Here is a 20,094-nt window from a genome sequence, read left to right on the forward strand (position 1 = left end):
GGGACTTCCCCGTGTGCAGCGGGTAACGTCGGGGCGTGCCCGCCGACCCACCGCACAGCGCCGCAGATCCACAGCGCAGCACGACGAGCCAGCCGGCGAGCGGCTCACGGGCGAACGCGATCGAGGTCCGCAGGAGCGCCCGCCGGCGCAGAACGGTTTCCGCGTACCGCGAGGGCGATCGCACCGTGGTGCTCATCCCCGCCCGGATGTCCGAGGCGGAGGAGCAGCGCTGGGTGAACGTCATGCTCGACAAGCTGGCGGCCCAGGAGAGCAGGAGGGCGTTCGGCGACACCGAACTGGCCGAGCGCGCAGAGCGGCTGTCGGCCCAGTACTTCGACGGGCGGGCCCGGCCCCGCTCCGTACGCTGGGTGACCAACCAGAACACGCGCTGGGGTTCGTGTACGCCCTCCGAGGGCAGCATCCGCCTGTCGCACCGGCTGCAGGGCATGCCCGAGTACGTCGTCGACTACGTCCTCTGCCACGAACTGGCTCACCTGCTCGTGCCCGGGCACGGGCCCGGCTTCTGGCGCCTGCTGGAGGCGTATCCGAAGACGGAGCGGGCCCGGGGCTACCTTGAAGGAGTGGTCGCCGCCGCGCGGTCGCCCCACCCGCCGGAGGTCCGCGACGAGTGAGCGTCGCCCGAGGTGAGCGCCCCGCAGGGGGCAGCCGCGCGTTGTGTACCGGGTCTGTACCGACTTCATCGGATGTCCGGGTTTGCGGTTAGCCTGGCGCGACGCACTCACATTCGGGATGGGGGACGGTCGTACGCATGGCCAGGGAATTCCAACGCGGCCACAAGGCCAGGATCAGTGACCTCACCGCGGGCACGGATCTGTACGTAGGCGTGCAGATCTCCGGCCCCGGGCTCACCTTCGACATCAGCTGCTTCGGTCTCGACGGCGACGAACGGCTTTCGGACGACCGGTACTTCATTTTCTTCAACCAGCCGAAGTCCCCCGAGGAGTCCCTTCAGCTGCTGGGCCCCCAGGCGGGTGACACGGAGTCCTTCCGAGTGACGCTGGACGCGATCCCGCAGCAGATCAAGAAGCTGTCCTTCACGGCGACGCTCGACGGCGCCGGACAGATGTCCCAGATCGGTCCCGGATACATCCGCATCGTCGCGGGCGGCGGGGAAGTGGCCCGCTATCCCTTCAACGGCTCGGAGTTCTCCACCGAGCGCGCGGTGATGCTGGGTGACTTCTACTTCAAGGACGTGTGGCGGTTCGCCGCCGTCGGCCAGGGATTCGACGGCGGGCTCGACGCGCTGCTGAAGAACTTCGGCGGCGAGGTGGCCGAGGAGGAGCCCGCCGCTCCGCAGCAGCCGCAGGCCGGTGGTGCCGTCCCCGGCTTCGCCCCGCCCGCGTTCGGGGTTCCCGGCAACCCCGCACCCGCACCCGCGCCGCCTCCCGCACCCGCACCGGCTCCCGCGCCTCAGCCTGCCGCGCAGGGGTTCGCCCCTCCCCCCGGCGCCACCCCGCCGCCCCCCGCGCCGTCGGTGCACGCCGCGCAGACGATCGTCGCGCCCTTGCACACTCCGCCCGGCGGTTCCCCCGTGCCGCCACCGGCTCCGGCGCCCGCCTTCGGCCAGCCCGCACCGAGCGCCCCGCCGCCCCCGGGCTACGGTGTGCAGCCGCACGCACCGCACGCACCGCACGCACCGCACGCACCGCACGCACCGCACGCACCGCACGCACCGCAGGCCCCCGCTCCGCCGCCGGGCCACGGTCGGCCGACACCCCCGCCGGGCTACGGCCAGCAGCCGCCCGGACAGATGCCGCCGGGGCAGGTACCGGGTCAGCAGGCCCCCTACGGGGCACCGCAGGGCGCGCCCCAGGGAGTGCCGCAGAGCCCGGGTGTGCTCGGCGCGCTCCAGATGTTCAAGGAGACGCCCACCGGACAGCGCTGGACCGCTCAGAACCCGAAACTGGTCCGTGCCGACCTCGGCACGGACGGACAGCCGGTGCTGGCCCGCCAGGGCAGCATGGTGCTCTACCAGGGCAAGGTCGACTTCAGTTACAAGGGCGCCGGGTTCAGTGGCCGTGTCGTCGGCAACGCGACCGGCCAGGAGATGCAGCTGATGCGCTGCACGGGCCAGGGCCAGGTGTTCTTCGCCGAGGACGCCACGATGCTGCACCCGATCGAGCTCCAGGGCGACGCCGTGTGCGTCTCCGCCGAGAACGTCCTCGCCTTCGACGAGAGCCTCCAGTACGAGGTCCGCCGCATCGAGGGACACGGCATCCCCGGCGGCGCACTGTTCACGATGCAGTTCCAGGGGACCGGCACCCTTGTGGTCAAGACGCACGGTGTGCCCGTGGTCCTGCCGGTCACGCCCACCACCTTCGCCGACGCCAACGCCGTGGTCGCCTGGTCGGCCGCCTCCCAGGTGATCGTCTCCAGCCAGGTGCGGATGCGCCGCAACTCCTACCCCGGCGACACCGGGGAGAGCGTCAACCTCCAGTTCCGTGGCGCGCCCGGCAACTTCATCGTCGTCCAGCCGTACGAGATCTGAGGGAGCCCGTCATGAACCAGCCACTCGCGGGCTTCGCCCCCGCACCGGTCACCGCGCGCATGGAGAACCACGGCGACCACATGCTCAAGGTCGCCATGCAGACCGGGAACGACCTCCTCGCGCGCGTCGGGTCGATGATCGGCTACGAAGGGTTCATCCAGTACGAGCCCAACCCGCCGGCCGTGCGTCAGATCGCCCGGGACTGGGCCACCGGGGAGGGCGCCCCGCTGATGAAGTGCTCCGGCGACGGCCTGCTCTACCTCGCCGACTACGGCGCGGACGTCGTCGTGATCAATCTCAACGGCGAAGGCATCTCCGTCAACGCCACCAACCTGCTCGCCTTCGACGCCGGCCTGACGTGGGGCGTGGAGCGGGTGAAGGGCCTGGCGAAGTTCGCCGGACAGGGCCTGTGGAACACCAAGATCTCCGGGCAGGGCTGGGTCGCGCTGACCTCCCGGGGCAAGCCGATCGTCGTCGACTGCGGCGGCGGTGACGACGAGACGTACGTCGACCCGGACGCCCTGGTCGCCTGGTCCCCGAACCTCAAGGTGAAGGGCAAGCGCAGCTTCCGGGCACAGTCGCTGATCGGCCGCGGAAGCGGCGAGGCCTACCAGATGGCGTTCTCCGGTCAGGGCATCGTCGTCGTCCAGCCCAGTGAGGACAGCACCGACCGTCTCCGGGTCCGGGGCTGAGGGGGAGCAACCACACCATGCAGAGCCCGCTTTTCGCCTTCAACGACCAGCAGACCCAGGAACGCTGGAGCCTGCAGAACAAGCAGATGCTCCGGGTCGCCCTGGGCGGCCACGACGACATCCTCGCCCGCAGGGGCAGCATGATCGCCTACCAGGGACTCGTCGAGTTCGACGCCGAGTACCAGAGCCGTGGCCAGGCGCACAGCCGTTCACGCACGGGCGAGGGGCTGGACCTGATGCGCTGCCACGGGCAGGGCACGGTCTACCTCGCCAACCTCGCCCAGCACATCCATGTCATGGACGTGGACCATGAAGGGCTGACCGTCGACGGCAGCTATGTGCTCGCGATGGACTCCTCGCTGCATCAGGAGGTCATCGCCGTCGACAGCCTGTACGGCATCTCCGGCTCCGGGAAGTACCAGCTCAACATCACCGGTCAGGGCAAGGTCGCCCTGATGACCTCCGGCATGCCGCTGCTGATGCGGGTGACGCCGGACACGTACGTCAACTGCGACGCCGACGCGATCGTCGCCTGGTCCACGGGGCTGCGCGTACAGCTGCAGGCCCAGACGCACTCCTCCGGGGTGTGGCGGCGCCGTGGCAGCACCGGAGAGGGCTGGGAGCTCAGCTTCATGGGCAGCGGCTTCGTGCTCGTCCAGCCCAGTGAGCTGCTGCCGCCGCAGAACGCCCGGATCGGCTCCGGCATCGCCGCGCAGTACGGCATGGGACAGCAGGGTGCCCGCGGGCAGAACCAGGGCAATGTCTGGAGCTGACCGGCTTCCGGAGGCATACGGGTGCGGGGCGACCGCCAGGCGGTCGCCCCGCACCCGTATGCGTAGAACAATCGGGTGCCGGTCTGCCGGCGGCCATCCGCAGGTCAGACGCCCAGCCGCGTCCGGGTCGCTTCCAGCAGACGGACGACCGAGGCATCCGCCACCTCCGCCACCTCGTCGTAGGGGAACCAGCGCAGGTCGAGTGACTCGTCACTGATGGTGTGCGCGGCACCGGGAGCGGCCACGGCCGCATACTGGACGTCGAAGTGCCAGTGGCAGGGAGACGGGATCGCATGCCGGTCCAGGCGCACCGGCCCGCCCGCCAGGAGGGCCAGCCCCGCGATCCCCGACTCCTCGGTGGCCTCCCGCAGAGCCGCCGCGGTCAGCGACGGGTCGCCGGGCTCGCAGTGACCGCCCATCTGCAGCCACATCCGCAGTTTCCGGTGCAGGGTCAGCAGCACCCGGCCGCGCTCGGGGTCGACCACCAGGGCGCTGGCGGTGAGATGGCCCACGCGGCAGGACTTCCACATGCCGTCCGGGTGCGCGGCGAGGTGGTCCAGATAGCTCTGGCGCAGCTCCGGCTGGTCCTCGTACCCCTTGAGTGCGAGCACCGCGTCGTCGTACAGACTCACTCGGCGCCGTCACCCCTGCGGTCGCCGCCCCGGCCACCGTCGTCCCCGCCGCCGTCGTTCTCGCCCCCGCCGGCGTCCCCGGTGGTGTCTTCGGTGTCGTCGGCCTTGCTCCGCTTGCCGAGGTCGTGCTTGCCCGCCGCCTCGCCGAGCATCTTGTCCAGCTCGGAGAAGTCGACCTGCTCGCGGTGCACGAAGCCGTCCGGGTCGTCCAGATCGGTGGCCGTCGGCAGCATGTCCGGGTGGGCCCACAGGGCGTCCCGCCCGTCGACACCGCGCGCGTCCGTGAGCGAGGCCCACAGGCGTGAGGCGTCCCGCAGCCGGCGCGGGCGCAGCTCCAGGCCGATCAGCGTGGCGAACGTCTGCTCCGCGGGGCCGCCCGAGGCGCGGCGGCGGCGCAGCGTCTCGCGCAGCGCGTCCGCCGACGACAGGCGGGGCTTCGCCGCCGCGTGCACCACGGCGTCCACCCAGCCCTCGACGAGAGCCAGCGCCGTCTCGAGTCGGGCCAGCGCCGTCTTCTGCTGCGGGGTGTCCTCCGGCTGGAACATGCCCTGCTGAAGAGCCTCCTGGAGCTGCTCCGGGTTCTGCGGGTCGAACTGGCCGACCACGTCCTCCAGCTTGGCGGTGTCGACCTTGATCCCGCGCGCATAGCCGTCGACCGCGCCGTACAGATGCGAGCGCAGCCACGGCACATGCGCGAACAGGCGCTGGTGGGCGGCCTCGCGCAGGGCGAGATACAGCCGTACCTCCTCCTGCGGGACGCCCAGGTCCTTGCCGAAGGCCGCAATGTTCACCGGCAGCAGCGCGGCCTTGCCGGCCGGGCCGAGCGGCAGACCGATGTCGGTGGAGCCGACGACCTCACCGGCCAGCACGCCGACCGCCTGACCGATCTGCGTACCGAACATGGCCCCGCCCATCGAGCGCATCATGCCGATCAGCGGGCCCGCCATGGCCTGCATCTCCTCCGGCAGTACGTCGCCCATGGCGGTGCCGACACGCTCGGCGACCGGGTCCACGAGCTCCCGCCACGCCGGAAGCGTCGCCTCGACCCACTCCGCGCGGCTCCAGGCCACCGAGGAGGCCGCACCGGACGGCAGCGAGGTGGCGTCGTCCAGCCACAGGTCGGCCAGCCGGACGGCCTCGTCGACGGCCCTGCGCTCGGCGGGACCGACGCTCGCGTCCTTCGTGCCGTCGGCGGTGCCCTGGGACACCGTCTGGCGGGCGATCTGCTTGGCCATGTCCCAGTTCACCGGTCCGCCCTCGTAGGAGAGCATCTGGCCGAGCTGCTGGAACGCGGCGCCCAGGTCGTTGGGGTTCAGGGAACCGAACATCGCGGCGAACGGATTGTCCGCGCCGGGCGCGCCGAAGCCACCGGCTCCGGACATGCCGAAACCGAACGGGTTGGCCGGGTCCTGACCACCACCGCTCTGCTGGTCCTTCTTCTTGCCCTCGTCGCCGTCGTCCGGCTCCTCCGGCGGAAGGCCGAATCCGAATGGGGTGTCACTCACGGGATTCCTCGGCTGATAGGGCCACCGGTTCCTTCCGGCGGCGCGATTGCCCGACAACACCACCCAGCGTAGACACCTGAGGCGGTTCGAGCCTCGATGCTTCGCCGACAGAAGGCCTGCGGCAGGATGGATGCCACCTGGTACGCATGCCTCGCATGCGCTCGTACTGAAGACAACCGCTGGAGACGCCCGGTGAGTTCCCCAGATCCACAGGTTCGCGCAGCGCGAAACCGGTCAACCCGCTCGTCGCCCGCGCGAGGGCCCGTCGTCGCGGTCACCGGCGCCGCCTCCGGTGTCGGCGCGCTGCTCACCGGGCGGCTCGCCGCCTCGGAGGAGATCAAGCAGGTCATCGCCATCGACGAACGCCGCGGTGAGTGCGCCGAGGCACAGTGGCACATCCTGGACGTACGGGATCCCGCCATCGCGGACCGGCTGCGGGGGGCCGACGTCGTCGTCCATCTGGCACTCGACCTCGACCTGGAGACCGACGCCGCCGCCCGGACGGCCTACAACGTCCGCGGGACGCAGACCGTGCTGACCGCCGCGGCGGCCGCCGGAGTGCACCGAGTGGTGCTGTGCACCTCGACGATGGTCTACGGAGCGCTCCCGGACAACGAGCTGCCGCTGTCCGAGGACGCGGAACTGCGGGCCACCGCCGAGGCGACGGGCGTGGGCGACCTCCTGGAGATCGAGCGGCTCGCGCGCAGGGCACCCCGCGCGCACCCCGGTCTCCATGTCACGGTGGTACGGCCCGCTGTGCTCGTGGGCGGCACCGACACCGCACTGACCAGGTACTTCGAGTCGCCCCGGTTGCTTGTGGTGGCCGGCTCGCGGCCCGCGTGGCAGTTCTGCCACGTCGACGACCTGTGCAGCGCCCTGGAGTACGCCGTCCTGGAGAAGGCCGACGGAGAGCTGGCCGTCGGGTGCGACGGATGGCTGGAGCAGGAGGAGGTCGAGGAGCTCAGCGGGATCCGGCGGATGGAGCTGCCGTCGGCGGTCGCGCTGGGCGCGGCGGCCCGGCTGCACCGGATCGGGCTCACCCCGTCCCCGGCCGGGGACCTGGCGTACACGATGCACCCCTGGGTGGTCAGCGGGAGCCGACTGCACGACGCCGGGTGGCGGCCCGCCCACACCAACGAGCAGGTGCTGGCCGAGCTCCTGGAGGAAGTCTCCGGCCGGCACACGGTCGCCGGGCGCCGGCTCGGGCGCAAGGATGCGACGGCGGCCGGCGCGGCGGGAGCGACGGTGGCCCTGCTGGGCGCGGCGGCGGTGGTGCGGCGGGCGCGGAAGGCCCGGCGGCGGATCTGAGCACCACGCGGCACCCGTCGGCGACAGGACGCCGACGGGGCACCGGGGCGCTTTTGCGCCGTCGTGGGCGTGGGGCACGATGGAGGGCATGGCATCCACGAACGGTCACCCCGGTGAGCAGCCCGCGCAGGACCCGATCAAGCTGATCGCGATCCGGGAGGCGCCGCTCTCCGTCGACGAGGTCTTCCGGGCCGTCGGCGACGAGGCGGCCGGAGGGACGGCACTGTTCGTGGGGACCGTGCGCAACCACGACGGCGGGACCGACGTCGACGAGCTGGGGTACTCGTGCCACCCGAGCGCCGAGGACGAGATGCGGCGGATCGCCGAGAAGGTCGTCGCCGAGTACCCCGTGCGGGCGCTGGCGGCCGTGCACCGGGTGGGGGACCTCGGGGTCGGGGATCTCGCCGTCGTCGTCGGCGTGTCGTGCGCGCACCGGGGCGAGGCCTTCGAGGCCTGCCGGAAACTGATCGACGACCTCAAGCACGAGGTGCCCATCTGGAAGCACCAGACGTTCTCGGACGGGACCGAGGAGTGGGTCGGCGCGTAGCGTCGTCGTGGGCGGGCGGGACCTGCTGGGAGGACCCCCCCTGAGAACCGTTGCACCACCTCCGTTCCCGTACGTCTGCTCCCGGTTCCACTCCGCTTGCACAACCTCCCCCCGGGTATGAGCGTGGTCAGTGCGGATGGTTGATCTGCTGATCAGCCAGTCGCGGACGCTCATGGGGATGGGAGGTCGGCATGGCGGCGCTTGCCTGGTTGCTGATTCCGTTGATGGCCGCGGTCGGCGCGGGACTGTGGGGCAGTTGGGCCAATCGCACCCGGCGGGTGCGCAGCGACGGCCCCGAGCTCATCGGTTACGCCCGGTTCCGCGAGGCCATGGAGAGGCCTCGGCCGACAGCGGAAGAGGCCCGGCCCTAGGGCCGGAACGGCAGGTCACAGGCGTAGGACAAGGTCAGGGCTGCCCGGACGGGCTGCCCTGACAGTGCGCTGACAGACCCGTCCCGTACTGTCGGTGCATGCCACGCCGCACCGCGACGATGCTCGCCTCCACCCTCATGCTGATCGTGCTTCTGTGCGCGGGTGTGTTCATCCCTGTGCCGTACTCGGAGATGTCCCCCGGGCCGACGGTGAACACTCTGGGCGATCACGACGGCGACCCGGTGCTGCGGATCGACGGGCGCAAGACGTATCCGACCGACGGCCACCTCAACATGACCACGGTGCGGGTCACGAGCGCCGACTACCGGATGAACCTGGTCGAGGCCGTCTACGGATGGCTCGCGCACGACAACAAGGTCGTGCCGCACGACACGCTCTACCCCGACGGCAAGACGGAGGAGCAGTCCACCCAGGAGAACGCCGAGGAGTTCAGCCAGTCCCAGGAGAGCGCCAAGGTCGCCGCCCTGAAGGAACTCGACGTCCCGGTGAAGTCCTGGGTGATCGTCTCCACGGTCGTCAAGGGATCGCCCGCCGAGGGCAAGCTGCACGCGGGTGACGTGATCAAGAGCGTCGACGGCAGCACGGTGCGCGAGCCGGCCGACGTCGCCGAGCTGGTGACCAAGCACGAGCCCGGCGAGGACGTCGGCTTCACGATCGTGCCCGCCAAGGAGCAGGCCGCCGCCGAGAAGGAGAACCGGACGCCGACCGAGACCGAGGAGATCACGGTCACCACCGCGGCCTCCGACGACGCCGGGGACGACCGCGCCGTCGTCGGGATCGCCGCAGGAACCGACCACACCTTCCCGTTCACCATCGACATCAAGCTCGCCGACGTCGGCGGGCCGAGCGCCGGTCTGATGTTCGCACTCGGCATCTACGACAAGCTCACCCCGGGCAGCCTGACCGGCGGCAGGTTCGTCGCCGGCACCGGCACCATCGACGACACCGGCAAGGTCGGGCCGATCGGCGGGATCGAGATGAAGACGGTCGGCGCGCGCGCCAAGGGCGCCGAGTACTTCCTCACGCCCGCCGACAACTGCGCGGCCGCCGCCGTGGACACCCCCGAAGGGCTGACGCTCATCAAGGTGGACACCATCGACGACGCCCTCGGCGCCCTGAAGGACCTCGACTCCGGCGACACCGCCGACCTGCCGACGTGCACCGCCTCCTGACCGTGCGGACTGCCCGCGGGGGTTGTTGACGGGCACGCCTCGGACTACGCCTCGAACGTCGCCGTCAGCGCCTCCGCCAGCCCCGGCACCAGGGCGGAACCGGTGAGGACCTCCGTCGGCGAGTCCTTCTCCCGCAGCCGCAGGGCGGAATCGCGGGCACCGTCGCGCAGTACCGCGACCGTCATACGGACCTCCTGGCGCTTCGGGTGCTTCGCCACCCACGCGGCCAGCGCGTCCTGGTCCAGATCCTGCGGAACCTGGGCCTCCGCGGACGGCGGCAGCATCAGACGCTCCACGGTCAGGGCGCAGCCGGCCACCGAGTCGGGCCAGGCGATGGTGCCCAGGAACTCGTCCAGCGGCTTGCCCGTTGGAATGGCATCCTGCTCGATCGGGGTGAAGGCGGTCGTCTCCTGCTCGTCGCCCGGACCGAGCCGGTGCGCGAGGGAGGGCTGCTCGGCACGCAGCCGTGCGGTGTCTACGAGGGCGAAGAGCCGGGCGGGCTGGTCCCAGCCGAGGCCGGAGACGTACTCGTCGATCTCGAGCACGGCCCGGGTGAGCGGGCTCGCCGCCATGGGTGTGTTGGACATGGTCACAATCCTCTCTCGTTGGGGGCCGGAATCGGGAACCGAGTAAAGAGTGAGTAAGTTGCATAGGTGTGGGCCTGTGAGCAAAGGGGCCCGCACGCGGTCCACGAACTCGCGGACCTGACGAATCGACAGCGAACTTCGAGGTGCCTACCTTGGCTTTCCAGATGCCGGACCGTGGCGGAGGCCCGACAGGGCCACGGATGAGAGTGGGCCGCCCGTCCCGGCGGGTCCGGACCCTGCTCATGACACTTGGCGTCCTGGCCGTCCTCGGCATGGTGTTCACCATGTTCGCGGGGTTCTGGACCGACTGGCTGTGGTACCGCTCGGTCGACTACTCGTCGGTGTTCACGACGACCCTGTGGACCAAGATCGGACTCTTCTTCGTCTTCGGTCTGCTGATGGCCCTCGCGGTCGGCTTCAACATCTGGCTGGCCCACCGGATGCGCCCGCCGCTGAGCGCCATGTCGATGGAGCAGCAGAACCTCGACCGCTACCGGATGGGCATCGCCCCGTACAAGAAGTGGCTGCTGCTCGGCATCACCGCGCTGCTCGGGCTGATCGCCGGTGCCTCGGCCTCGAGCCAGTGGCGCACCTGGCTGATGTGGGTCAACGGGGTGCCGTTCGGCCAGAAGGACCCGCAGTTCAAGCTCGACGTGGCGTTCTACGCCTTCGACCTGCCCTGGTACCGGTTTCTGCTCGGGTTCGGCTTCGCGGCCACCATCCTGTCGCTGATCGCGGCCGCGCTCACCCACTACCTCTACGGCGGTCTGCGGGTCACCAGCCCCGGCGCGCGTGCCACGGCCGCGGCCACCGGCCATCTGTCGGTGCTCCTCGGCGTCTTCGTCGCCCTGAAGGCGGTCGCGTACTGGCTCGACCGGTACGGCCTGGCGGTCAAGTCCAGCGACTTCAAGGCGACCGACAACTGGACCGGCCTGCGGTACGTCGACGCCAACGCCTACCTGCCGGCGAAGACGATCCTGTTCTGCATCGCCGTCATCTGCGCGCTGCTGTTCTTCGCCACCCTGTGGCGGCGCACCTGGCAGCTGCCCATGATCGGCTTCGGCCTGATGGTGCTGTCGGCGATCCTCATCGGCGGTCTGTACCCGGCGATCGTGCAGAAGTTCCAGGTCCAGCCGAACGAGCAGGCCAAGGAAGCGCCGTACGTCGAGAAGAACCTCAAGGCGACGCGTGAGGCCTACGGCATCGACGACGCCCAGGTCGACGACTACCCGGGAACCAGCCAGACCGAGGACAGGACCGAGCTCCGGGACCAGGTCTCCGACACGGCGAGCATCCGGATCATGGACCCGAACATCGTCTCGCCGACGTTCCAGCAGCTCCAGCAGATCAGGAACTACTACGCGTTCCCGGCCAACCTGGACGTGGACCGCTATCCCGATCCCGGGACCGGCGCGGAGCAGGACACCGTCATCGGTCTGCGCGAGATCAACCTGAACGGCATCCCCAAGCGGAACTGGATCAACGACCACTTCCGGTACACCCACGGATACGGTGCCGTCGCAGCCAAGGGCACCAGCGCCGACGCCGGCGGCCGTCCGGATTTCACCGAGTCCGACCTGCCGTCCAAGGGCGACCTGGGGACGTACGAGCAGCGCGTCTACTACGGCGAGCGGACGACGACGTACTCGATCGTCGGCGGTCCCCAGAAGGAGATCGACTACTCCGACGACAGCGGCGAGAAGACGACCAGTTACCAGGGCGACAGCGGCGTCAACCTCGAGAACCCGGTCAACCGGGCCGCCTACGCCGCCGCGTTCAGCGAGCCGCAGATCCTGTACTCCGGTGCCATCGGAGAGGGGTCGCGGATTCTGTACAACCGCACGCCCAAGGAGCGCGTCGAAGCGGTCGCACCCTGGCTGACCATCGACGGCGACGCCTACCCCGCGGTGGTGGAGGGCCGGATCCAGTGGATCGTGGACGCCTACACGACCACCAACGGTTATCCGTACGCGTCGCGCACGACCCTCGGTGACACGACGGCCGACTCGCTGACCGCCACCAACGACAACCGGGCGGTGGTGGCCCAGGAGAACCAGGTCAACTACATCCGCAACTCGGTGAAGGCGACCGTCGACGCGTACAGCGGCAAGGTCGAGCTCTATCAGTGGGACACCCAGGATCCCGTCCTGAAGACGTGGATGAAGGCGTTCCCGGACACGGTCGACCCGAAGAGCGAGATCTCCGACGACCTGATGAACCATCTGCGGTATCCGCAGGACCTGTTCAAGGTGCAGCGCGAGCTGCTGACCCGCTACCACGTGAAGGACGCCACCACGTTCCTCAGCGGCAGCGAGGTCTGGCAGGTGCCGGACGACCCGACGAACAAGACGGGCGACGCGGTACCCCCGTACTACCTGAGCATGAAGATGCCCGACCAGCAGGAACAGGCCTTCTCGCTCACCACGACGTTCACTCCGAACGGCCGTGACAACCTCAGCGCGTTCATGGCGGTCGACGCCGAGGCGGGCAGTGAGGGGTACGGCAAGATCAGAGTCCTGAAACTGCCGACGAGCACCACGGCCGCCGGACCCAAACAGGTCCAGAGCCAGTTCAACTCCCAGCAGGACATCGCGGAGACGATCAGGCTGCTGAGGGGCGGCGACTCCGAAGTGGAGTACGGCAACCTGCTGGCCGTCCCGCTCGACGGCGGACTGCTGTACGTGGAGCCGGTCTACGTGCGCGGTGGTGGACTGAAGTACCCGCTGCTGCGCAAGGTGCTGGTGACCTACGGAGGCCAGACGGCCTTCGAGGACACCCTGGAACAGGCTCTCGACAAGATCTTCGGAGCGGAGGGCGCGGCCACCGAGCCACCGGAAGGTGAGGACGAGGGCGAAGGGGCCGGCGAGGAAGAAGGCACCGAGCCGCCGCCGACGTCCGACGACCCGACGGTCCAGGAGGCCCTGGACGACGCCCAGGAGGCCTTCGAGGCCGGCCAGGAAGCCCTGCAGAAGAACGACTGGGAGGCCTACGGCCAGGCGCAGGAGGACCTCGAGGAGGCCCTGCGCAAGGCTGAGGAGGCCCAGTCCGCGGACGGCAGTCCCGGTCCCGACCCGAGCCCGGACAGTTAGCAGGTCGGCTGGTCGAAGGCCCACCTCGCGCCGTGGTACGGTTGTGCACACAACGGCGCGGGGTGGAGCAGCTCGGTAGCTCGCTGGGCTCATAACCCAGAGGTCGCAGGTTCAAATCCTGTCCCCGCTACTGAAGTCGCGAAGTCGGCGACAGCAAAGGCCCGGATTCCTCAAGGAATCCGGGCCTTTGTGGTGTGCGAACGCATGTGCCGGGAGCTTCTGCGGCCGCGCCGACGAAGGGAGTTGGCGGATCTGTGTTTCACTTGTCTCTCTGTGGGCATGTCGACAAAACGCTGAAGTGACCTCACTGACTGCGGCATACCAGATGTACCCAGGTTGCAGGTGGTGCGACGATGAATGTGATGGGGGACAGGACAACTCTGTTCGAGACGGGGCGTATTGAGCAGCCCTCCCCTCGGGAGGAACCTCGCGACGAGACCGCGGAGGCTGCCGACGAGGCGGCCGAGGAGCTGCGCCGGCGGCTCGCTGCCGAAGCCGGCGACGTCGAGGCGATGAGCGTCCTCGGCGCCATGCTGCTGCGCCGCGGCGACTTCGCCGGAGCCGAACCCCATCTGCGCGCCGCCACTGCCGCGGGCGACCGCGCCGCCGCCAACAACCTGGGCGTCCTTCTGTTCCAGCGCGGCTATCCGGAGGAGGCCGCGGCATGGTGGCGGGTCGCGGCCGTCGCCGGCTCGGCCCCGGCGGCGCACGCGCTCGGCCGGTACCACCGCGAGCGCGGCGACGAGCCCGCCGCCGAGTACTGGCTGCGCCAGTCCGCCGAGCAGGACCACGCCCTGGGCGCCTACGCACTCGCCGACCTGCTGGAACACCGCGGGGACGCGGCCGGCGCCGAGCGCTGGATGCGGACGGCCGCCGAACGGGGACACCGGGAAGCCGCCTACCGGGTGGCGAGGGCGCTGGACCGGAAGGCGACACGGGAAACCGGCGACGGCACCTTCTCGTTCCCGGAGGAGGCCGAGCAGTGGTACCGGCAGGCCGCGGCGCGGGGACACCGCCGGGCCGCGCTGCACCTCGGCGCGATCCTGGAGAAGCGCGGCGAACTCAAGGAGGCCGGCCACTGGTACCTGACGTCGGCCAAGGACGGGGAGGCGCGGGCCGCCTGCGCGCTCGCCTTCCTGCTGCGCGACGCCGGTGACACCGAGAACGCCGCCGTGTGGTGGCTGCGCGCCGCCCAGGACGGCGACGGCAACGCCGCCAACGCGCTGGGCGCCCTGCACGCCGAGCGCGGCGAGACCCAGACCGCCGAACGCTGGTACCGGGCCGCGATGGACGCGGGCGACGTCAACGGCGCGTACAACCTCGCGCTGCTCTGCGCCGAGCAGGGCCGGACCGCCCCTGCCGAGCAGTGGTACCGCCGGGCCGCCTACGCCGGCCACCGGGAGGCGGCCAACGCGCTGGCGATCCTGCTGCTGACGGCCGGTGACGAGAAGGGGGCGGAGCCCTGGTTCTCCAAGGCCGCGGAGGCGGGCAGCGTGGACGCCGCCTTCAATCTCGGCATCCTGCACGCGGGCCGGGAGGAGGAGGCGGCCGCGCTGCGCTGGTACGAGCAGGCCGCGAGCGCCGGGCACACGGAGGCCGCGCTCCAGGTCGGCATGGCCCGGCTGCGCGACGGCGACGAGGGCGAGGCGGAGCGGTTCCTGCGGTGCGCGGCGGGCGGAGGCAGCGCCGAGGCCGCCTACCGCCTGGCGACCGTGCTGGATGCCCGCCGCCCACCGGAGCCTGCGCACGAACTGGGCGAGCCGGTGAACCGGCGCAGCGAGTGCGAGGAGTGGTACGAGCGTGCAGCCCTGCAGGGCCACCGGCGCGCGCAGGTGCGGGTCGGCATGCTCGCCGCGGCCCGTGGCGACGCGGTGGAGGCGGCCCGCTGGTACCGGGAGGCGGCCGAGGCCGGTTCCCGCAACGGCGCTTTCAACCTGGGCCTGCTGCTGGCCCGTGAGGGCAGCGAGCCCGAGGCGGCCGCGTGGTGGGCCCGCGCGGCCGACGCCGGACACGGGCGTGCCGCCCTGCGGCTCGCTCTGGTCTATGCGCGCCGGGGCGAGCTCGCCGAGGGGCAGCGCTGGGCCGACCGCGCGGCCGCACTGGGCCCCACGGCGGTCATGGAGCGCGCGATCCGCCTGCGTGACGCCCTCCGGGAGGAACTCTCGGCCTGACGTCGTCCGTCTGTCCCGCCGGTGGTGGGGCGGGCGGACCGTGTCGCCGCACCTCGGAGGCGTACGGCCGCCCCGAAAGGGATTTGCCTCCGTCCGCGTCCTTGACGTAGCGTTGCATTCATCGCCGCGGGGTGGAGCAGCTCGGTAGCTCGCTGGGCTCATAACCCAGAGGTCGCAGGTTCAAATCCTGTCCCCGCTACTGAAGACCGAGGGCCGGAATCCGAAAGGGTTCCGGCCCTCGGTGTTGTGCATCCGGTGTTGTGCATCCACGGATCCATGGATCACCACACACGCGGGTGTCGCACGACGAAGCCCGGCACCAACGGTGCCGGGCTTCGTCGTGCGTGCGGGGGAGGGTGGTGGTGGTGCCGGAACGTTACGCCGTCACACAGTTCGGGCAGACGCCGCGATACGTCATCTCGACGCCCGACACCGTGAAGCCGAAGCGCTCCGTGTCGGGGAGGTCGGCCAGTGGGTTGCCGGTCGGGTGCACGTCACGGATCGCGCCGCACTGCGCACACACCAGGTGGTGGTGCGGCCGGTGGGCGTTCGGGTCGTAGCGCTTGGCCCGCTTGTCCGTGGCGACTTCCAGCACCTCGCCGAGCGTGACCAGCTCGCCCAGGGTGTTGTAGACGGTCGCCCGGGAGATCTCGGGCAGCTTGGTGACGGCTCTGGCGTGCACCTCGTCGGCCGTCAGGTGGACGTGATCGCCGTCGAGGACCTCGGCCACCACACGACGCTGTGCGGTCATCCGCCAGCCACGCCCGCGCAGTCGTTCCAAAAGGTCGCTCATGAGCACCACCCTAACAGTTGGGGGAACGAGGTCCCGAACGAGTGTGACTTTGGAGTCATGCTTGACTTAGACATTGTCCATTGTAGGATCGGGAGCGGCTTCGGCCAAGAGGCGCAGTTGGCTGGAAATGACGCAGGAGGCGTACGTGACGCAGGGACCGCTCACTACGGAAGCCGGTGCTCCGGTATCCGACAACCAGAACAGTGAGAGCGCGGGCGTCGGCGGCCCGGTGCTCGTTCAGGACCAGCTCCTCCTGGAGAAGCTGGCTCACTTCAACCGTGAGCGCATTCCGGAGCGCGTGGTGCACGCCCGCGGCGCCGGCGCCTACGGGACCTTCAGGGTCACCGCCGACGTGACGAAGTACACCAGGGCCAAGTTCCTGTCCGAGGTGGGCAAGGAGACGGAGACCTTCGTCCGTTTCTCGACCGTGGCGGGCAACCTGGGTGCTCCGGACGCCGTGCGCGACCCACGTGGTTTCGCGCTCAAGTTCTACACCGAAGAGGGCAACTACGACCTCGTCGGCAACAACACCCCGGTCTTCTTCATCCGGGACGCCATCAAGTTCCCCGACTTCATCCACACGCAGAAGCGCGACCCGTACACGGGCTCGCAGGAGGCGGACAACGTCTTCGACTTCTGGGGCCTGTCGCCCGAGTCCACGCACCAGGTGACCTGGCTGTTCGGTGACCGCGGCATCCCGGCGTCCTACCGCCACATGGACGGTTTCAGCTCCCACACCTACCAGTGGAACAACGAGGCCGGCGAGGTCTTCTGGGTCAAGTACCACTTCAAGACCGACCAGGGCATCAAGAACCTCACCGCCGGGGAGGCCGCGGTCCTCGCGGGCCGGGACCCCGACTCGCACCAGCGTGACCTGCGTGAGTCCATCGAGCGGGGCGACTTCCCGTCCTGGACCGTGGGCGTGCAGATCATGCCGGCGGCCGAGGCGGCGACGTACCGTTTCAATCCGTTCGACCTGACCAAGGTCTGGCCGCACGCGGACTACCCGGTCATCGAGTTCGGCAGGCTGGAGCTCGACCGCAACCCGGAGAACATCTTCGCCGAGGTCGAGCAGTCCGTCTTCAGCCCCGGTCACTTCGTGCCCGGCATCGGTCCGTCCCCGGACAAGATGCTCCAGGGCCGCATCTTCTCCTACGCGGACGCCCACCGCTACCGCGTCGGCATCAACGCCGACCACCTGCCGGTCAACCGCCCGCACGCCACCGAGGCGCGCACCTACTCCCGTGACGGCCACCTGTACGACGGCCGCCACAAGGGGGCGAAGAACTACGAGCCGAACAGCTTCGACGGTCCGGTCCAGACCAACCGCCCGCTGTGGGAGCCCCTCGCGGTGACCGGTCTCACCGGCGAGACGGCCACGCCGTCCCACGCCGAGGACGACGACTTCGTGCAGGCGGGCAACCTCTACCGGCTGATGAGTGAGGACGAGAAGGTCCGCCTGGTCGACAACCTGGCGGGCGCCCTCTCCGGGGTCACGCGCGACGACATCGCCGAGCGTGCGATCAACAACTTCCGCCAGGCGGACGAGGACTTCGGCAAGCGGCTGGAGGCCGCGGTCCAGGCCCTTCGCGGCTGATTCCAGCGCTGGACCGCTTGCCGTGGCGACGGGCCGGACTCCCTCACGGGGAGCCCGGCCCGTTCGGCGTGCCGAGCAGGTCCCGACCCGCTCGGTCACACCGGTGCGCGCTGGGCCGCCTGCCGTCGTACGGGAGCCCAGCAGCGGATGATGTCGCGCACCGAGACGATGCCGACGGGCTCGCCCCGCTCCAGGACGATCAGATGGCGGAACCCGCCGTGGGACATGGCGTGGGCGGCGTCATCGAGCGTCCAGGAAGGGGCGGCGAAGACGACGTCGGTGGTGGTGTGGGCGTGGGCGCGCTCGGAGTCGGGGTCCTGCCCCAGGCCCAGCGAGTCGAGGACGTCCCGTTCGGTGAGGATGCCGATGCCGGTGCCGTCGGGGTCGAGGACCACGGCCGCGCCGACGCGGCGGGTGGACATCAGGGCGGCGGCCTGGCGGAGGGTGTGGGCGGGGCCGATGGTGAGGACCACCGTGCTCATGGCGTCACGGACGAGCATGGGATGGAGCCACCTCCTACCGGAAACCGCGCCGTCGGACGCCGGAGTGTCCGCCGGTTCACGGTTTCACAAGTTCACAAGTGGGCAGGTTCTCAGAGTCCCAGGCGAAGCCGGAGTCAACAAGAGGGCGCGTGCGGCGGATCGAGGGCGCGCGGGCCTTTGCGTGCGAGCCTCGTGCGCGGGCTTCGTACGTCTCCGGACGCCGGCAGCGCTAGTAACGCTGGTTGAGGTAGCCCAGCAGTTCGTCGTGCAGCAGGCCGTTCGAGGCGGCCGCGTTGCCGCTGTGCGGTCCGGGCCGGCCGTCGAGTCCGGTGAAACTGCCGCCCGCCTCGGTGACGACGATCGAGGTGGCGGCCATGTCCCAGAGCGACAGCTCGGGCTCGGCGCACAGGTCGACCGACCCCTCGGCGACCATCATGTAGGACCAGAAGTCGCCGTACGCGCGTGTCCGCCACACCTCACGGGTGAGGTCCAGGAAGCCGTCCAGCCGCCCCTGCTCCTCCCAGCCGCTGAGCGAGGAGTACGCGAACGAGGCGTCGGCGAGCCGGGACACCCGGGAGACCTGGAGCCGGGAGGCCGAGGTCAGGCTGCGGCCGCTGTACGCGCCGTGGTCCTTCGCCGCCCACCAGCGGCGGCCGAGCGCGGGAGCCGAGACGAGACCGACGACAGGCTGGAAGCCCCCCTCGCGGGCCTCCATCAGGGAGATCAGGGTGGCCCAGACGGGAACACCGCGCACGTAGTTCTTGGTGCCGTCGATCGGGTCGATCACCCAGCGCCGCGGCCCCGTGCCCTCCACCCCGTACTCCTCGCCGAGGACCGCGTCCCTGGGGCGGGCACGCTTCAGGTGGCCCCGGATGACGTCCTCCGCGCCCTTGTCGGCCTCGGTCACCGGCGTCATGTCCGGTTTGGTCTCCACCTTGAGGTCGAGGGCCTTGAACCGGTCCATCGTCGCGGCGTCGGCGGCGTCCGCGAGGACATGGGCGAGACGCAGGTCGTCAAGGTAGTCGGGCATGCAACGAACCGTATCTGCCGAGATGGGGCCGGGGCCACAGGGGGCTTGTGGCCCGCGCGCGGGCCGACGGTCCGCACACCGCGCGGGCATCCGGGCCCCGCACCCCACGCGAACCCTTGACAGTGCCCGGCGGCGCGTCAAATCTGAAGCGCGGAGCCGCTCGCCCGCCCCGGGGGAGGCGATGATGCCTGCAGCGCGGGAATCTCTGCTGGACGCCGCTCACACGGCCCTCGCGCGCCGCCCGTGGTCCGCCGTACGGATGGTGGACGTGGCCGCGACGGCCGGAGTGTCCCGGCAGACGCTCTACAACGAGTTCGGAAGCAAGGACGGACTCGCCAGGGCCCTGGTCCGCAGAGAGGCCGACGGCTACCTGGCCGGCGTCGACCGCGCCCTCACGGTCCACAGCGACGTCCGCGACCGGCTCACCGCGGCGGCCGAGTGGACCGCCGCCGCGGCCCGCCAGAACGCCCTCGTCCGGGCCATGCTCACCGGCTGCTGGAGCGAGCGCCTGCCCTCCCCGGCCCTCTCGCCGGTCCGGTCCGGCTCCGCCGTCCCCGCCCAACGCCGCGCCGACGGCCCGCTGCCCTCGCCCGGTGACCTCGTCGCGCTCGTCCGCGACCGCGCGGTGGCCGTCCTGACCAGCCCCGGCGTGCCCGGTCCGGCCGACACCGCGGAGCTGGCCCGCGCCTGCGAGCTGGTGGTGCGCCTCGCCCTGTCCTGCATCGCCGCGCCGCCGCCGGCCGAGGGCGGTGTCGCCGATCTGGTCCGCAGCGCCCTGTACCGTCAGCCGGTGCCGTAGGGCTCCGGCGCTGCCG

18 protein-coding genes and 2 tRNA genes are annotated in these 20,094 nt (G+C 70.6%); 14 read left to right on the forward strand and 6 right to left on the reverse strand.

The features are described from left to right. Nucleotides 1-35 precede the first annotated feature (35 nt). From TU30_RS22400 to TU30_RS22415, 4 genes are all read left to right on the forward strand, one after another. Entirely contained in the window at nucleotides 36-632 is a 597-nt protein-coding gene (locus TU30_RS22400) for a M48 family metallopeptidase (protein ID WP_078878437.1), read from the forward strand. A gap of 137 nt (nucleotides 633-769) precedes the next feature. Further along, entirely contained in the window at nucleotides 770-2,509 is a 1,740-nt protein-coding gene (locus tag TU30_RS22405; protein WP_042172795.1) for a TerD family protein, read from the forward strand. Nucleotides 2,510-2,520: 11 nt separating this feature from the next. Then, the gene (locus TU30_RS22410; RefSeq protein WP_042172797.1) at nucleotides 2,521-3,201 is read left to right on the forward strand and encodes an AIM24 family protein; all 681 of its coding nucleotides are present in this window, start codon (nucleotides 2,521-2,523) and stop codon (nucleotides 3,199-3,201) included. A 17-nt stretch (nucleotides 3,202-3,218) separates the two neighbouring features. Next, the gene (locus TU30_RS22415) at nucleotides 3,219-3,974 is read left to right on the forward strand and encodes an AIM24 family protein (protein ID WP_042172800.1); all 756 of its coding nucleotides are present in this window, start codon (nucleotides 3,219-3,221) and stop codon (nucleotides 3,972-3,974) included. A gap of 104 nt (nucleotides 3,975-4,078) precedes the next feature. On the opposite strand, the gene TU30_RS22420 is transcribed toward TU30_RS22415, so the two are convergent. Next, nucleotides 4,079-4,606 carry an NUDIX hydrolase gene (locus tag TU30_RS22420; protein WP_042172802.1) on the reverse strand — a complete coding sequence of 176 codons (528 nt, stop codon included), beginning with the start codon at nucleotides 4,604-4,606 and terminating at the stop codon, nucleotides 4,079-4,081. After that, complete coding sequence (locus tag TU30_RS22425) at nucleotides 4,603-6,111, reverse strand: zinc-dependent metalloprotease (protein ID WP_042172803.1); 1,509 nt, start codon at nucleotides 6,109-6,111, stop codon at nucleotides 4,603-4,605. Before TU30_RS22425 ends, TU30_RS22420 begins: the two co-directional genes overlap by 4 nt. 192 nt (nucleotides 6,112-6,303) lie before the next feature. Between TU30_RS22425 and TU30_RS22430 the strand changes: the two genes are divergently transcribed. From TU30_RS22430 to TU30_RS22445, 4 genes are all read left to right on the forward strand, one after another. Continuing rightward, nucleotides 6,304-7,419 carry an SDR family oxidoreductase gene (locus tag TU30_RS22430; RefSeq protein WP_042172805.1) on the forward strand — a complete coding sequence of 372 codons (1,116 nt, stop codon included), beginning with the start codon at nucleotides 6,304-6,306 and terminating at the stop codon, nucleotides 7,417-7,419. An 88-nt stretch (nucleotides 7,420-7,507) separates the two neighbouring features. Next, the gene (locus TU30_RS22435) at nucleotides 7,508-7,966 is read left to right on the forward strand and encodes a molybdenum cofactor biosynthesis protein MoaE (protein ID WP_042172808.1); all 459 of its coding nucleotides are present in this window, start codon (nucleotides 7,508-7,510) and stop codon (nucleotides 7,964-7,966) included. A gap of 191 nt (nucleotides 7,967-8,157) precedes the next feature. Beyond that, on the forward strand, nucleotides 8,158-8,337 hold the full coding sequence (locus tag TU30_RS22440) for a hypothetical protein (RefSeq protein ID WP_042172810.1): 180 nt from the start codon (nucleotides 8,158-8,160) through the stop codon (nucleotides 8,335-8,337). Nucleotides 8,338-8,435: 98 nt separating this feature from the next. Beyond that, nucleotides 8,436-9,530 carry a PDZ domain-containing protein gene (locus TU30_RS22445; RefSeq protein WP_042172814.1) on the forward strand — a complete coding sequence of 365 codons (1,095 nt, stop codon included), beginning with the start codon at nucleotides 8,436-8,438 and terminating at the stop codon, nucleotides 9,528-9,530. A 44-nt stretch (nucleotides 9,531-9,574) separates the two neighbouring features. On the opposite strand, the gene TU30_RS22450 is transcribed toward TU30_RS22445, so the two are convergent. Then, nucleotides 9,575-10,117 (reverse strand): PPA1309 family protein, encoded by a 543-nt coding sequence (locus tag TU30_RS22450; protein WP_042172874.1) that lies wholly within the window; start codon nucleotides 10,115-10,117, stop codon nucleotides 9,575-9,577. A 200-nt stretch (nucleotides 10,118-10,317) separates the two neighbouring features. Here TU30_RS22450 and TU30_RS22455 point away from each other — a divergent pair, with 200 nt between their 5' ends. The 4 genes from TU30_RS22455 to TU30_RS22470 all read left to right on the forward strand — a co-directional run bounded on the left by TU30_RS22455 (nucleotide 10,318) and on the right by TU30_RS22470 (nucleotide 15,576). After that, nucleotides 10,318-13,206 carry a UPF0182 family protein gene (locus TU30_RS22455; protein WP_042172816.1) on the forward strand — a complete coding sequence of 963 codons (2,889 nt, stop codon included), beginning with the start codon at nucleotides 10,318-10,320 and terminating at the stop codon, nucleotides 13,204-13,206. A 56-nt stretch (nucleotides 13,207-13,262) separates the two neighbouring features. Further along, nucleotides 13,263-13,336, forward strand: a tRNA-Met gene (locus TU30_RS22460). Between the two features lie 223 nt (nucleotides 13,337-13,559). Continuing rightward, complete coding sequence (locus TU30_RS22465) at nucleotides 13,560-15,377, forward strand: tetratricopeptide repeat protein (protein WP_370626691.1); 1,818 nt, start codon at nucleotides 13,560-13,562, stop codon at nucleotides 15,375-15,377. Between the two features lie 125 nt (nucleotides 15,378-15,502). Further along, nucleotides 15,503-15,576 (forward strand) — tRNA-Met (locus tag TU30_RS22470). A gap of 177 nt (nucleotides 15,577-15,753) precedes the next feature. Here TU30_RS22470 and TU30_RS22475 read toward each other — a convergent pair. Further along, the gene (locus tag TU30_RS22475) at nucleotides 15,754-16,170 is read right to left on the reverse strand and encodes a Fur family transcriptional regulator (RefSeq protein WP_042172819.1); all 417 of its coding nucleotides are present in this window, start codon (nucleotides 16,168-16,170) and stop codon (nucleotides 15,754-15,756) included. Between the two features lie 145 nt (nucleotides 16,171-16,315). Between TU30_RS22475 and TU30_RS22480 the strand changes: the two genes are divergently transcribed. Further along, nucleotides 16,316-17,767, forward strand: coding sequence for a catalase (locus tag TU30_RS22480; protein ID WP_234307951.1), 1,452 nt, complete (start codon nucleotides 16,316-16,318; stop codon nucleotides 17,765-17,767). A 95-nt stretch (nucleotides 17,768-17,862) separates the two neighbouring features. Here TU30_RS22480 and TU30_RS22485 read toward each other — a convergent pair whose 3' ends face one another. Continuing rightward, nucleotides 17,863-18,267, reverse strand: a complete 405-nt coding sequence (locus TU30_RS22485; protein WP_042172823.1) for a cyclic nucleotide-binding/CBS domain-containing protein — start codon at nucleotides 18,265-18,267, stop codon at nucleotides 17,863-17,865. Nucleotides 18,268-18,478: 211 nt separating this feature from the next. Beyond that, the gene (gene hisN, locus TU30_RS22490) at nucleotides 18,479-19,279 is read right to left on the reverse strand and encodes a histidinol-phosphatase (protein ID WP_042172825.1); all 801 of its coding nucleotides are present in this window, start codon (nucleotides 19,277-19,279) and stop codon (nucleotides 18,479-18,481) included. Between the two features lie 181 nt (nucleotides 19,280-19,460). Here hisN and TU30_RS22495 point away from each other — a divergent pair, with 181 nt between their 5' ends. After that, the gene (locus TU30_RS22495) at nucleotides 19,461-20,078 is read left to right on the forward strand and encodes a TetR/AcrR family transcriptional regulator (RefSeq protein ID WP_199816884.1); all 618 of its coding nucleotides are present in this window, start codon (nucleotides 19,461-19,463) and stop codon (nucleotides 20,076-20,078) included. Nucleotides 20,079-20,094: the final 16 nt, after the last annotated feature.

Source organism: Streptomyces sp. NBRC 110035 (assembly GCF_000829695.1).
GTDB lineage: Bacteria > Actinomycetota > Actinomycetes > Streptomycetales > Streptomycetaceae > Streptomyces.

Bases quoted from the DNA above. Each gene is read 5' to 3' on its own strand.
- TU30_RS22405 (WP_042172795.1), top strand. From the start codon at position 770: ATGGCCAGGGAATTCCAACGCGGCCACAAGGCCAGGATCAGTGACCTC.
- TU30_RS22410 (WP_042172797.1), top strand. From the start codon at position 2,521: ATGAACCAGCCACTCGCGGGCTTCGCCCCCGCACCGGTCACCGCGCGC.
- TU30_RS22415 (WP_042172800.1), top strand. From the start codon at position 3,219: ATGCAGAGCCCGCTTTTCGCCTTCAACGACCAGCAGACCCAGGAACGC.
- TU30_RS22435 (WP_042172808.1), top strand. From the start codon at position 7,508: ATGGCATCCACGAACGGTCACCCCGGTGAGCAGCCCGCGCAGGACCCG.
- TU30_RS22440 (WP_042172810.1), top strand. From the start codon at position 8,158: ATGGCGGCGCTTGCCTGGTTGCTGATTCCGTTGATGGCCGCGGTCGGC.
- TU30_RS22445 (WP_042172814.1), top strand. From the start codon at position 8,436: ATGCCACGCCGCACCGCGACGATGCTCGCCTCCACCCTCATGCTGATC.
- TU30_RS22450 (WP_042172874.1), bottom strand. From the start codon at position 10,117: ATGTCCAACACACCCATGGCGGCGAGCCCGCTCACCCGGGCCGTGCTC.
- TU30_RS22455 (WP_042172816.1), top strand. From the start codon at position 10,318: ATGAGAGTGGGCCGCCCGTCCCGGCGGGTCCGGACCCTGCTCATGACA.
- TU30_RS22465 (WP_370626691.1), top strand. From the start codon at position 13,560: ATGAATGTGATGGGGGACAGGACAACTCTGTTCGAGACGGGGCGTATT.
- TU30_RS22475 (WP_042172819.1), bottom strand. From the start codon at position 16,170: ATGAGCGACCTTTTGGAACGACTGCGCGGGCGTGGCTGGCGGATGACC.
- TU30_RS22485 (WP_042172823.1), bottom strand. From the start codon at position 18,267: ATGCTCGTCCGTGACGCCATGAGCACGGTGGTCCTCACCATCGGCCCC.
- hisN (WP_042172825.1), bottom strand. From the start codon at position 19,279: ATGCCCGACTACCTTGACGACCTGCGTCTCGCCCATGTCCTCGCGGAC.
- TU30_RS22495 (WP_199816884.1), top strand. From the start codon at position 19,461: ATGATGCCTGCAGCGCGGGAATCTCTGCTGGACGCCGCTCACACGGCC.